This window comes from Phenylobacterium sp. GW821-FHT12F10 (assembly GCF_058806695.1).
The window spans coordinates 498,952-512,239 of the sequence record NZ_JBXAPY010000001.1 but is presented as its reverse complement, the minus strand read 5'-3'; the positions used below and the strand labels follow the sequence as shown (position 1 = coordinate 512,239).

Annotated in this window: 7 protein-coding genes; 4 read left to right on the top strand and 3 right to left on the bottom strand. The window is 71.0% G+C overall.

Features of this window, described 5'->3' with window-relative positions:
- Positions 1 to 5: 5 nt before the first annotated feature.
- Together AC1RN5_RS02520 and AC1RN5_RS02515 are read left to right on the top strand one after the other, a co-directional pair.
- Entirely contained in the window at positions 6 to 3,176 is a 3,171-nt protein-coding gene (locus AC1RN5_RS02520) for a glycoside hydrolase family 2 TIM barrel-domain containing protein (protein ID WP_493039696.1), read from the top strand.
- Positions 3,177 to 3,586: 410 nt separating this feature from the next.
- Positions 3,587 to 5,053 (top strand): DEAD/DEAH box helicase, encoded by a 1,467-nt coding sequence (locus AC1RN5_RS02515; protein WP_493039695.1) that lies wholly within the window; start codon positions 3,587 to 3,589, stop codon positions 5,051 to 5,053.
- 69 nt (positions 5,054 to 5,122) lie between these two features.
- On the opposite strand, the gene AC1RN5_RS02510 is transcribed toward AC1RN5_RS02515, so the two are convergent.
- Positions 5,123 to 6,730 (bottom strand): ShlB/FhaC/HecB family hemolysin secretion/activation protein, encoded by a 1,608-nt coding sequence (locus AC1RN5_RS02510; RefSeq protein WP_493039694.1) that lies wholly within the window; start codon positions 6,728 to 6,730, stop codon positions 5,123 to 5,125.
- Positions 6,731 to 6,891: 161 nt separating this feature from the next.
- On the opposite strand from AC1RN5_RS02510, the gene AC1RN5_RS02505 reads away from it, so the two are divergent.
- Both AC1RN5_RS02505 and AC1RN5_RS02500 read left to right on the top strand, forming a co-directional pair.
- The gene (locus tag AC1RN5_RS02505; RefSeq protein WP_493039693.1) at positions 6,892 to 8,298 is read left to right on the top strand and encodes a FecR domain-containing protein; all 1,407 of its coding nucleotides are present in this window, start codon (positions 6,892 to 6,894) and stop codon (positions 8,296 to 8,298) included.
- A complete protein-coding gene (locus AC1RN5_RS02500; protein ID WP_493039692.1) occupies positions 8,295 to 10,685 on the top strand; it encodes a putative bifunctional diguanylate cyclase/phosphodiesterase in 2,391 nt (796 codons plus the stop codon). Before AC1RN5_RS02505 ends, AC1RN5_RS02500 begins: the two co-directional genes overlap by 4 nt.
- Here AC1RN5_RS02500 and argJ read toward each other — a convergent pair.
- Together argJ and AC1RN5_RS02490 are read right to left on the bottom strand one after the other, a co-directional pair.
- On the bottom strand, positions 10,682 to 12,073 hold the full coding sequence (gene argJ, locus AC1RN5_RS02495) for a bifunctional glutamate N-acetyltransferase/amino-acid acetyltransferase ArgJ (RefSeq protein WP_493041466.1): 1,392 nt from the start codon (positions 12,071 to 12,073) through the stop codon (positions 10,682 to 10,684). The two genes, AC1RN5_RS02500 and argJ, sit on opposite strands and share 4 nt — an antisense overlap.
- Before the next feature lie 104 nt (positions 12,074 to 12,177).
- A complete protein-coding gene (locus AC1RN5_RS02490) occupies positions 12,178 to 13,209 on the bottom strand; it encodes a peptidylprolyl isomerase (RefSeq protein ID WP_493039691.1) in 1,032 nt (343 codons plus the stop codon).
- Positions 13,210 to 13,288: the final 79 nt, after the last annotated feature.

Sequence of the window (13,288 nt, the reverse complement as noted above, 5' to 3'; positions counted from 1 at the left end):
CCCTGATGGAAATGCTTGTCCAAGGCGCGGTCCGGACGTGGACGCATCCGGAAACCGTCTCCCTGGGCCGGCTGCCCGCGCGGGCGACCTTCACCCCCTATGGCGACGCCGACAGCGCCCGGGCGCGAGGCCCCTCACCCTTCGTCCGGTCCCTGAACGGCGACTGGAAGTTCGCCCTGGCCGAGCGCCCCGAGGCGGTCCCGGCGGACTTCACGCAGGAGGCCTTCGACGACGCCGGCTGGGACCGGCTGCACGTGCCGTCCAACTGGACGATGCACGGCTACGACAAGCCCCACTACACCAACGTCCAGATGCCCTTCCCGCTCGCCGCGCCCAACGTGCCCGACGAGAACCCGACGGGCCTCTACCGAACCCGCTTCGAGGTCCCGGCCGACTGGGACGGGCGGCGCATCGTGCTGCGGGTCGGGGCGGCCGAGAGCGTGCTCTATGTCTGGGTGAACGGCCAGGCGGTGGGGATGGGCAAGGACAGCCGCCTGCCGCAGGACTTCGACGTCACCGCCTTCGTGCGGCCGGGTGGGGAGAACCTGCTGGCCTGCGTGGTGGTGAAGTGGTCGGACGCCTCCTTCATCGAGGACCAGGACCAGTGGTGGATGGGGGGCATCCACCGCGACGTGACCCTCTATTCCACCGCCCCCACCCACCTCGCCGACGTCTTCGCCCTGGCGGGGCTGGAGGACGACTACGCCACCGGGACGCTGCGGATCACCGCCAAGCTGGGCTTCCCGGGCGAGCCCGACGACGGCTGGGTGGTGCAGGCCCAGCTCTATGACGGCGACACCGCCGTGCTGGAAACGCCGCTCCGCAAGAAGGTCTGGTCGGCGGTGAAGGGGCACAATCCCTATCGCCCGCCCCTGGGCCAGGCGGTGCTGGAGGCCGTCGTGCCCGCGCCGCGCCCGTGGTCGTCCGAGACGCCCAACCTCTACACCCTGGTGGTCAGCCTGCACCGGGGCGACGGTCCGGCGGTGGAGGCGACCTCGATCCGGGTCGGCTTCCGGCGGGTGGAGATCGGCGACCGCGAGCTGCTGATCAACGGCAAGGCGGTGATGATCGCCGGCATGAACCGCCACGAGCATCACCCCACCCGGGGCAAGGCCATCACGCGAGAGGACATGCTGGCCGACGTGCTGCTGATGAAGGCCTTCAACGTCAACGCGGTGCGCACCAGCCACTATCCGAACCACGAGGCCTGGTACGACCTCTGCGACGAATACGGCCTCTACCTGGTGGACGAGGCCGATATCGAGAGCCACGACTTCCTGCACGGCCTCTGCCGCGATCCCCGCTACGCCAGCCAGTTCCTGGAGCGCGGGCTGCGGATGGTGGAGCGGGACAAGAACCATCCCAGCGTCATCCTCTGGTCCCTGGGCAACGAGAGCGGCTACGGCCCCAACCACGACGCCATGGCCGGCTGGATCCGCCAGTACGATCCCTCCCGCCCCCTGCACTACGAGGGCGCCATCTGGGGCTGGGACCCCAGCGCCGCCCTGCAGCACATCACCGCCGTGGGCGGGGTGAAGGCGGGCGGCGCGCCGGGCGCCCTGGCCAGCGACATCGTCTGCCCGATGTATCCCCCTATCGAGAACATCGTGGCCTGGGCGAGGGCCGACGATCCCGCCGACCGGCGGCCGATGATCCTCTGCGAATATTCCCACGCCATGGGCAATTCCAACGGCAGCCTCTCGGACTACTGGGAGGCCTTCGAGACCCATCGCGGTTTGCAGGGCGGTTTCATCTGGGAATGGGCCGACCACGGCATCGCCCGGCAGACCGCCGACGGCCGCACCTACATGGCCTATGGCGGCGACTTCGGGGACAGCCCCAACGACCTCAACTTCTGCTGCGACGGCATCGTCGGCGCCGACCGGGTCCCGCATCCGGGTCTCTGGGAATTCAAGACCCTGGCCCAGCCGGTGGGCGTGACCTGGGACGGCGAACGGCTGGCGGTCACCAACCGGCGCGACTTCACGACGCTCGGGGACCTGAGGGGGACCTGGAGCCTGGAGGTCGACGGGCGGGCGGTGGCGCAGGGCGCCCTGCCCCGGCTGACCACCGCGCCGGGCATGACGGAGATCGTGGCGCTGGACCTGCCGAGGCCCGAGATCCAGCCGGGTCAGGAGGCCTTCCTGATGGTGCGGCTCAACCAGGCCGAGGCCACCGCCTGGGCGCCGGCGGGACACGAGGTGGCCTGGGTCCAGCTGCCGGCGGACCTGCCAGTCGCGGAGGCGCCGCCCGCCGAACGTGTCACCGGAACCCTTGTGCTGGCCGAGACCGACGAGACGGTGCGGGTCAGCGGCGACGGCTTCGAGCTCGTCTTCTCCAAGAGCTCCGGGACCCTGGAGCGCTACCTCTGGCGCAACCACCCGCTGCTGCTGGAAGGACCGCGGCTGCAGGTCTGGCGCGGGGCCACCGACAATGACGGGATCAAGGGCTGGTCCAACCAGGACGCCAAGCCGCTCGGCCGCTGGCTGGCGGCGGGGCTGGACGCCCTGGCGCCGGCCGCGCCGCAGGTCTCGGTGGCGGAGGCGGCCAGCGGGGTCGTCGTCACGGTGAGCCAGGCCTGGGCCTGCGCCGCCAGCCCCCAGGCCGTGGTCCATCTCCACGTCTACAAGATCACCCCCGACGGCCGGCTGGCGGTGACCAACCGCTTCGAGGTCGACGAGGTCCTGCCCGACCTGCCGCGCCTAGGGGTGACCCTGGCCCTGCCGGATGGCTTCGAACAGATGGCCTGGTTCGGCCGAGGCCCTGGCGACACCTATGTGGACCGCAAGGCCGCTGGCTGGATCGGGCGGTTCGCGGGGACGGTGAGCGGCCAGTACGTGCCCTATGTCCTGCCCCAGGAACACGGAAACCGCACCGACCTGCGCTGGCTGGCGGTCGAGGGGCCGGAGGCGGGACTGGTGTTCGTGGCTCAGTGCGAGGGCTCGGCCAGCCACTTCACGCCCGCCGACCTGTTCGCCGCGACCCACACGACGGACCTGACGCCGCGTGCGGAGACCTGGGTGAACCTGGACGTCCGCCAGCGCGGCCTGGGGACCGCGAGCTGCGGTCCCGACACCCTGGACCGCTACAAGATCGGCGCCGGCGTCCATGTCCTCAGCTTCGAGATGCGACCCTATGCGGCGGGGGATGATCCGGGGGTGGTGGCGCGCTCCTAAGGTGTCATCCCGGTTTCCGCGGCGCGGAAGACCGGGACCCAGAAGCACCGATCTTTCCGGCGCGCCCCGCGCGTCTGGGTCCCGGACAAGCCCTCCGGGCTTTCCGGGATGACACTCGTAGGGAAGCGCTCGGCTCGACTTAGGCGCCGCACCTGCGAACCAGCTAGGCCGTATTCGGTTGACTTCCAAGGCTTCGCAGCCCATATGAGCCCCGCGCTGCAGCAATTCGCGGCGCTATGGCGCTCCAGCCGCGTGATGGGATTTTCGAAGGTCCCAGCCTGTCGAGCGCCGAAAGAGATCGCATAGATCGCCCCGCCACGCGGGGGCTTTCCACAAATGACCCGCGTCTTCGCGACCCTCGCCATCGGCGAGCGGCCGCATTCGGCGCATATGTGAAAGATACATCCGTTTTGACCAAGTTCACCGACTTCGGCCTCGCCCAACCCCTGCTGAAGGCCCTGGCCGACGAAGGCTACACCAGCCCCACCCCGATCCAGGCCCAGGCCATCCCCGGCGTCATGACCGGCAAGGACCTGCTGGGCATCGCCCAGACGGGCACCGGCAAGACCGCCGCCTTCGCCCTGCCGATCCTGCATCGCCTGGCCGCCGACCGTAAGCCCGCGCCGCGCCGCGGCTGCCGCGTCCTGGTGCTCTCCCCCACCCGCGAACTCGCCACCCAGATCGGCGAGAGCTTCAAGACCTACGGCAAGCACCTGGGCGTCTCCGTCGCCGTCGTGTTCGGCGGCGTGAAGTACGGCGGCCAGATGCGCGCCCTGGCCGGCGGCGTCGACGTGCTGGTGGCCACCCCCGGCCGCCTGATCGACCACCTGGGCGAAAAGACCATCACCCTTGGCGGCGTGGAGATCTTCGTCCTCGACGAGGCCGACCAGATGCTGGACATGGGCTTCATCCTGCCCATCCGCCGGATCGTGAAGTACCTGCCCAAGGAACGGCAGAACCTGTTCTTCTCCGCCACCATGCCCACCGAGATCGGCAAGCTGGCCGGCGAGCTGCTGAACCCCAACCCGCTGAAGGTCTCGGTCACCCCGCAGGCCACCACCGTGGAACGGGTCGACCAGAAGGTGATCTTCGTCGAGACGGCCCGCAAGCGCGCCCTGCTCTGCGAGCTGTTCGCCGAGAAGAACTTCAAGCGCGTCATCGTCTTCACCCGCACCAAGCGCGGCGCCGACCGGGTGGCCAAGTCCCTGGAAGCCGCCGGCGTCGAAGCCGCGGCCATCCATGGCGACAAGAGCCAGGGCCAGCGGGAACGCGCGCTCGCCGCCTTCAAGGCCGGTGAGGTCCGCGCCCTGGTGGCCACCGACATCGCCGCCCGCGGCATCGACGTCGACGCCGTCAGCCACGTGGTGCAGTACGAACTGCCCAACGTGCCGGAATCCTACGTCCACCGGATCGGCCGTACGGCCCGCGCCGGGGCCGGCGGTTCGGCCGTGGCCTTCTGCGCCGACGACGAACGCAACCTGCTGCGCGACATCCAGAAGGTGACCCGCCAGACCATCCCCACCGAGGAACGCCGCGGCGACCGCGCCCTGATGGTCATGACGCAAGCCATGCCCGAAGTGGCCGCCGAGCGCGCCGAGGCCGGCCGCAAGAACCACGGCGGCGATCGCGCCGGCGACCGCAACACCGACCGTGGCCAGCGCAAGCCTCAGGGCCGCAGCGACCTGCCGGGCGGCCTGCGCAAGCAGCGCAACCGTCCGGCCAAGGCGGCTGGCGGTAACGGCGGCGGTGGCGATCGTCACCCCCACGGCGCCCGCACGGGCGGCGAGCGGGCCTCCACCACCCCCATCAGCCAGGCGGCCTTCAAGGGCCCCAAGCGCGACGAGGCCCCGGCCAAGCGCTGGAGCCCCATCGACTAGCCGGTGGCCTGATCTGATCTGAAGATACCAAGCGCCCCGTGGCTTACGCCGCGGGGCGTTTTGCTGTGGCTAGAACCGCGTCGAGAGCGAGAAGAAGGGTCGCCAGCCCTTCTTGCGCCGGTCGTAGGGGGTGCGGGTCAGGGGCCGGGCGGCCTCGACCCCGAGGGTGGCGCGGTCGCCGAAGCGAGCGCGGACGCCGATCCCCGTGGAGGCCAGGTCGGCGCGACCGCCGGTGGGCTTGAGGTTCCAGACCTTGCCGGCGTCGAGGAAGCCGTAGCCCTGCAGGAAGCTGAAGGGCCCGGACTTGGGGCTGAAGCCGGCCCGCAGCTCGGCCGAGCCCGCCAGGCCGCTGTCGCCGCCGATCTCGGCGTAGTTGTAGCCCCGGCCATAGGGCGCGCCGCCCACCACGAACTCCTCGGAGGCGAGCAGGCGGTGGGGGGACCATTGGCCGTCGGCCGAGAGATAGAGTCCGGCCCAGGGGCCGAGGTCGCGGTAGTGCGAGGCGTGGGCGTTGACCTTCACGAAGGTCTTCGAGGCGTCGGCCCGGGAGAGTCCGCGTCCCGGCTGCAGGCCGGGCTTGCCGCGCTGGCCGGCCGAGACCTGGGCGAACAGGTTGCTGGCGCGCCCCGGCTCGGTCACGTCGGCGTTCAGCGCCCCGCGCAGCACCACCACGTTGTCGGCGTAGCCGCCGGTGTCGGTCCAGTCCTGCTCGATGTGGCGGGCCTGGGCGGTGGCCTGGGCCCAGGTGTTGAGCTTGCGGCTGCGCTGCAGGGGCTTCACGTAGCTGAGGCTGGCGGCCAGGCTCTCGCTGCCCACGTCCTTCGAGGCGGGATTGGCGCCATCGCGGGCCCGGGCGACGCCGATCGACCCGCGCAGGCGGGCGCCGCCCTGCAGGGGGGCCGAATAGCTGACCTCGCCATAGGTGAAGGCGCGCGGATCGTTGGGCACGGTGAGCACCGCCAGGGCCAGCTGGTCGCCGGGACGGATGACCGAGTTGCGGGCGCCGCGGGCGTAGGCCTGCCAGGGGCCGCTGGTCTTGGGGCCGCGATTGTCGACGTAGGTGGTCACCACCAGGGGCTTCAGCTCGGCCACCGCGATCAGCCGATGGCGGGCCGGATCGTCCAGGACCGGCTCCAGTTCGGTCCGGACCCTGACGCCCGGCTCGTCGCCGGCAAGACTGAGGCGGCGTTCGAGGTCGGCCAGCCGTAGGGGGCGCTGTTCGGCCAGGCCCTTCAGATAGGGGCTGACCGCCGGGGCGCCGATCCCGGTCAGCTCCACGGCGCTGATATAGCCCTCATAGATCCGGATGCGCGCCACGCCGGTCCCCGGGGTCTGGGGCGGCACCACGGCGCGGGAGAGGAAATAGCCGTCGGCCCGGTACTTGTCGGTGATCGCCGTGGCGATGGCCACCAGGTCGGAGGTGCTGACCTCGCGGGTCAGATAGGCCTGGTAGAGCGGGGCGAGCTCGCCGGGCTTGTAGACCGTGACGCCCTCGAGGCCGACGGCGTTGAGCTGGAAGCAGCCGCTGTCGGGCTGGCCGCAGGCCGCGCCGATGGGGGCGTCAGACCCTGGCCAGGCGAAGACCGGAACCGCGACGAACATGACCGCGGCGATCAGCATGGCCAGGCGGACCGGCCAGTTCGCGGTCCGCTCCGCTGCTGCTGATATCCCCGACACGCCTTGCCCACCTGCGAACCACAACGGACCGTGGTGCCGGAATATGGTGAACGACACCCTAACAGATCAAAAATTTCTCCCGCTTTAGCAAAGGCTTAGCCACGAGCGCGGTATTTCTGTCTCCAACGCTAATTTTATCTGCCTCGTGGAGGCGCCAGACCATGCTTCAACCTTCCCGCGCGCACGCCCGCCTGCTCGCCTGTTCGGCCCTCGCCTTGGCCCTCGCCGCCGGTTCGGCCCAGGCGGCCGAATGGCGGCTGACCGAGGTCACCGGCACGGTGCGGATCGCCGTTCCAGGCGCGGAGGCCGCCCCGGCGCGCCTGAACCAGATCCTGCCGACCGGCTCCAGCGTCACCACCACCCTCGGCGCGCGGGCGAGCCTCGACAACGGGGCGCAGCACATCGTGGTGGGGCCCAACAGCCGCATGACCGTGGCTCCGGACGCCGGCGGCTTCACCCGCATCGCCCAGGATCTCGGCGCGATCATGTTCAAGGTGGACAAGCAGAAGGCGCCCCACTTCCGGGTCGACACGCCCCTGCTGGCCGCCATCGTCAAGGGCACCACCTTCACCGTCGTGGTGGGGCCGCAGGCCGACGCGGTGAACGTCGCCGAAGGCCTGGTGGAGGTGCGCGCCAACGCCGCCGACACCGGCAGCGACGTGCCGGCCGGCGCCAGCGGCACCATCTGGCGCAACGCGCCGCAGGCCGTCCAGGTCGGGGCGGCGGTGACGCCGACGTCCGGAGACACGGCGGCCGTGAAGATCGAGCCCCTGGACTACAAGAGCGTCTCCGGCGGTCTGGTGGACTCCGGCGGACCGGCGGCCATCGCCAGCGAGGCGCGCGCCATCGCCGCCGCGACCGGCGCGCCCAGCGGCGCCGCCGAAGCCGGCGGCCCGTCCGCCGTGGCCAGCCAAGTGGCCCGCAACGAACGCCAGCCGGAATTGTCCGCCGGGAACGGCGGCGGCGGTCAGACCTCGACCGACAACGCGCCTGGCAACAGCGGCGACGCCGGGACCGGAAACAATGGCGCCGGGAACGGGAACGGCGCGACCTCGACGGACGCTGCTCCGGGAAACAGCGGAAACGCTGGAAACGGGAACAACGGAAACGGCAACGGGAATGGCGGCGGCGCCACCGACACCAGCGCCGTGACCACTGGGAACGGCAACGGAAACAACGGCAACGGTAACGGGAATGGCGGCGGCGCCACCGACGCCAGCGCCGTGACCACTGGGAACGGCAACGGAAACAACGGAAACGGCAACGGGAATGGCGGCGCCTCCACCGACACCGGCGCCGTGACCACCGGCAACGGCAACGGGAACAACGGCAACGGGGATGGCGGGGGCGCCACCGACGCCGGGACCGTGACCACCGGCAACGGTAACGGGAACAACGGGAACGGCAACGGAAACGGCGGAGCCACCACCGGCGCCGTGACCACCGGAAACGGCAATGGGAACAACGGCAACGGAAACGGCGGAGCCTCCACCGACACCGGCGTCGTGATCACCGGCGCCGGCGCCGGGAACGGCGCCGGAAACGGCTCGGGCAAAGTGACGAAGTGAGCCGACTGCTCGGCCTGGCGCGGCGATTCCAGTCGGTCCTAGGGCTGGGAATCGTCGCCGTGGCCGTGGCCCTGGCCATGGCCACCGGGGTCCTCGTTCCCCTCGAGGACGGCCTGGCGACCCTTCGCTTCACGGGCGTCCAGCGGCCCACCAGCCACCAGATCACGGTGGTGGAGATCGACGTCCCCAGCCTGCGCGCCGCCGGCCGCTGGCCCTGGGGCCGAGACCGGTTCGCCACCGCCATCGCCAACCTGCAGGCCGCCGGCGCCAAGGTGGTCGCCTTCGACGTCGACTTCAGCGCCCACGCCGCGCCCGAGGCCGACCAGATCCTGGCCAAGGCCATCGCCCGGCAGCCGGGATCGGTGATCCTGCCCACCTTCGTCCAACCGGCGGACCGGGCCGACGACCGACTCGTCGAGACCTCGCCCCTGGGGGGCCTCTCGGCGGAGGCCCTGCTGGCCAGCGTCAACGTGCCGGTCGACGCCGACGGCCGCGTGCGGCGCTACGCCTACGGCTTCGGCGAGGCGGACAACTACCGCCAGTCCATGGCCGCGTCCCTCGCGAACATCCCCAATCAGCGGAACGACACCTTCCTCATCGACTACGGGATGAAGGCGACCGAGATTCCGCACCTCAGTTTCGAGGACGTCTACCGCAACCGATTTGACCCCAAGGCGGTGCGGGGTCGCACCATCCTGATCGGCGCCACGGCGCTGGAGCTCGGAGACGAGTTCGCCACGCCGCAGGCCGGCACCGTCAACGGCGTCTATATCCACGCCCTGGCCTTCGAGAACCTGGCGGCCGGCCGGGCCCTGATGACTCCGCCCGCCTGGATGACCTTCGCCCTGGCCTGCCTGCTGGCCTGGGTGCTGCGGGTCGAGGCCGGCGCGGCCTATCTGAAGTCCCTGTCCCGGCGGCACGCCGCCGTGGGTGTCGGCCTGCTGGCCCTGCCTGTCCTGATCCAGGACCTGGCTCCGGTCAGCCTCTCGGTGGCGCCCCTGCTGGTCGCCCAGTTGCTCTGCCTGTTGTGGGCGACGCGGGCGGAGCTGGACCGGCGCGCCAAGTCCATCGTCCGGGCGCGGGAGGCCAGTCTGCTGCACCTGGCCATGCACGAGCCGGAGACCGGCCTGCCCAACCGCCGCGCCCTGTTGCGGAACCTCGAGGCGCGGCTGGCGGGGTCCGACAGCGACGCCCTGGCGGTGGTGGCCGTGGGCATCGACCGCTATCCGACCATGCGCGGCGCGGTGGGCTACAGCCTTTCCAACCTCATCGTCCGCGACGTGGCCGCCGAACTGCAGACGCTGTGCCAGGATGGCGAGGTGGCTCACCTCTCCACCTCGGTCCTGGGGGCGATCCTGCGCCGCCCCGACGCCGAGGCGCTGGCGGCCGACCTTCAGCGCCTGGAGGGCCTGGACCCCGGGCGCCAGGTGGCCGGCCACGCCGTTGACGTATTCCTCAAGCTCGGCGTCGCCCACAGGACCTCCACCGACCAGGACGCCGAAGGCCTGCTGGAGCACGCGACCCTGGCCCTGGACGAGGCCCGCCGGTCGAACCGGCGGCTGGTGGCCTTCGACGCCGGCGCCTATGTCGATCCCTCCCTCAACCTGGCCCTGATGTCGGAGATGCGCCGCGGCCTGGGGGCCGGCGAGCTGGCGCTGCACTACCAGCCCAAGCTCACCGCCGCCGACGGCGTCATCCGCGGCGTCGAGGCCCTGATCCGCTGGAAGCATCCGGTCCGTGGCAATATCGCGCCCGACAACTTCATCGGCGTCGCCGAGGAGACCGGCAGCATCCGGGAACTCACCGAATGGACCCTGGAACGCGCCCTCGCCGACCGCGCCGCGTTGAAGGCCGCCGGCCATGACCTCCTGGTCTCGGTGAACATCTCGGCGCGCCTGCTGGCCGACCGGGGGTTCTGCGATCAGGTGCGGGCCCTGGTCGCGGGCAAGGACCATGGCCTCTGCCTGGAGATCACCGAGACCGCGGTGATCGAGAACCCGGCGTCGGCCACCGCGGCGATCGGCGACTTCCGCGCCGCCGGCCTGAAGGTGTCCATCGACGACTATGGCGTCGGTCTCTCGTCCCTGTCCTATCTGAAGCTGCTCGACGCCGACGAGCTGAAGATCGACAAGTCCCTGGTGGTCTCGGTCACCGAGAGCCAGCGCGACCGCCTGATCGTCAAGTCGACCATCGACCTGGCCCACAGCCTGGGCATGGTGGTGGTGGCCGAGGGCGTGGAGACCCGGGAGGTCCAGGCGACCCTGGCCTTGCTCGGCTGCGACGCCATCCAAGGCTACCTGGTCTCGCGTCCCATCCCCCTGGCGGAGCTGGGCCCGTTCCTGACCGCCTGGCGCGGCGACGAAGCGGCGGACGAACGCGCGGCCTAGCTGCGGTAGTCGCCGTTGATGGCGACGTACTGCTTGGTGAGATCGCAGGTCCAGACGCTGGCGGCGCCGCGGCCGACGCCGACGTCGACGCTGACCTCCAGCTCCGGGTTCTTCATGTAGGCGCTCATCTTGGCCTCGTCATAGGTGGGCGAGATGAGGCCGTCCTGGGCGGCCACCAGCGGACCGAACTGGATCTTCACCCGGTCGCGGTCGATGGGCTCGTCGGCGCGGCCGACGGCCATGGCGATGCGGCCCCAGTTGGCGTCCTCGCCGGCGAAGGCGGTCTTCACCAGCGGGCTCTCGGCGATGGTGCGGGCGATCTTGCGGGCCGAGGCCGGGCTCTCGGCGCCGGTGACGTTGATCTTGACGAACTTGCTGGCGCCCTCGCCGTCGCGGACCAGTTGCAGGGCCAGGTCCAGTAGCACGGCCTCCAGCTTCTCGCGGAAGTCGGCCAGGCGCTTGTCGCCGGCGCGGCTGATATTGGGCGCGTTGGACTGGCCGGTGGCGAACAGCAGCAGGGTGTCGTTGGTGGAGCGGTCGCCGTCGACGGTCACGCAGTTGAAGGTGGTCCGCGTATAGAGGCTGGCGAGCGTCTGCAGGGCGGCGGGCGAGATGGCGGCGTCGGTGGCCACGAAGGCCAGCATGGTGGCCATGTCCGGGGCGATCATCCCCGAGCCCTTGCAGATCCCGGCGATCTTGACCTTCTCGCCGTCGATCATCGCCTCCGCATAGGCCCCCTTGGGGAAGGTGTCGGTGGTCATGATGGCCCGCGCCGCCCCGGCCCAGCCGTCGTCGGTGAGGCGGGTCTCGATGTCGGGCAGGCGCTGGGTGATCTTGGCGTCGTCCAGCAGCACGCCGATGACGCCCGTGGAGGCCACCATCACGTCGCGCTGGCGGCAGTCGAAGCGCTTGGCCACGGCCGAGGCCACCCGGCGCACCGCGTCGGCGCCGGGCTTGCCGGTGAAGGAGTTAGCGCAGCCGGCGTTGACCACCAGCGCCCGCGCGTCGGCGCCCTTGGACATCTCCAGATGCTTCTTGCACCAGTCCACCGGCGCCGAGCCGATGCCGTGGCGGGTGAACACCCCCGCGGCCGAGGTGCCGCGGGCGAACCGCATGACCATCAGGTCCTCGCGGTCATGCTTGTAGTAGCCGGCCCGGGCGGTGGCGATCTGGACGCCGGCGATGGGCGGGATCTTGGGGAAGGGCACCGCCAGGGGCGAGACCGGCAGGGCGCCCTTGGCCGGCGCGGGAGCCGCGGCGGCGGCGGCGGCCTCGGCCGGCTTGTCGGACCGCTTCTGGGTCGCGCGCTTCAGGGCCGTCGCCAGCGGGTCCAGGGCCCGCTCGATCGTCTGGCCCATCACCTCAACCGGCTTGGAGGCGACCTCCATGGCGATGGCGGCCGGGGTCTTGCCGGCGGCCTTGGGCGGCGTCTTGGCCGGAGCCTTCTTGGCTGCAGGCTGGGCGGCCTTGGGGGTCTTGGCGGGCGGACGGGTCATGGCTTGGCCGCCTTGGCTGCGGGTTGCACGGGGGCCTTGGCGGCGGGCGCGGGCGCCTTGACCGCCGGCGCGCCGGCCACAGGCGCGGCGGGAACCGGAGCGGCGCCGGGGGCGGCCGGCGGGGCGCTGGCGGGCTCCTTGGGCGCGCCGGGCACGTCCTGGGGCGCGCGGATCAGGGTCTGGATCTTGGAGCGGGCGCGCAGCTTCTCCAGCAGGTCGCGGACCTGGTCATAGGTCAGGAAGCGCACGATCTGAGGCCGGGCGGCCTCCAGGGTTATGGGCTGCTCCAGGCGCCGGTCCTCGACCTTGACCAGGGCCCAGCCGCCGTCGACCTCGAAGGGGCCGACGATCTGGCCGGCCTTGGCGGCCTTGAGGTTGGCGTCGTAGGCCTCGGGCATGACGTCGGTGGTGAAGTAGCCCAGGTCGCCGCCGTTGAAGCGGGTGGCCGCGTCGGTGGAGCGCTCCATGGCCAGGGCCTCGAAGGAGGCGCCGGTCGCCAGCAGCTTCTTGACCGCGTCGGCCTCGGCCAGGCTGGCCAGCACGATCTGGCGGGCCTTGATCTCCTCCGACTGCTTGGCGAGCTTGAGCTGCTCCTGGTAGAGGCCGCGGATCGCGTTCTCGTTGACGGCGTCGGAGACGGTGCTCTCCACCAGCATGTCGCCGAGGATGCGCTCGCGGGCCGCGGCCAGGCGGCGCTGGGCGGCGGGGTCCTTGTCGAGCTTGCGCTTCAGGGCCTCGCTGGCCAGCAGCTTCTGGTCCACCACCTCGTCCATCACCCGCCGGAACAGATCCGACGAGACGTCCAGGGGCTCGCCCTCGCCGATCAGGCCTTGCGCGACGGCCTCGCGCTTGACGTCAGAGGCCCACACCGTGTGGCCGTCGACCTTGGCCACCGCCGCATCGCCCGGCTCGGGAGGATGTTCCGCGCCCGTGCGGTTCCCGCAGGAAGCCAGCATCAGGGTCGCCGCCAGCACGACAAACATCGTGCGGACCGGGTGCGAAATGCGGGTGAAACTTCCCTGCGCCATCGGCCATACCTCTAAGTCGAAAATCGCCACTCGTCCGGCGTCCGTCCCTAGCCATTTACGCCACGGGATGCAAAGGTTG

Bases quoted from the DNA above. Each gene is read 5' to 3' on its own strand.
- AC1RN5_RS02520 (WP_493039696.1), top strand. From the start codon at position 6: ATGGAAATGCTTGTCCAAGGCGCGGTCCGGACGTGGACGCATCCGGAA.
- AC1RN5_RS02505 (WP_493039693.1), top strand. From the start codon at position 6,892: ATGCTTCAACCTTCCCGCGCGCACGCCCGCCTGCTCGCCTGTTCGGCC.
- argJ (WP_493041466.1), bottom strand. From the start codon at position 12,073: ATGGAGGTCGCCTCCAAGCCGGTTGAGGTGATGGGCCAGACGATCGAG.
- AC1RN5_RS02490 (WP_493039691.1), bottom strand. From the start codon at position 13,209: ATGGCGCAGGGAAGTTTCACCCGCATTTCGCACCCGGTCCGCACGATG.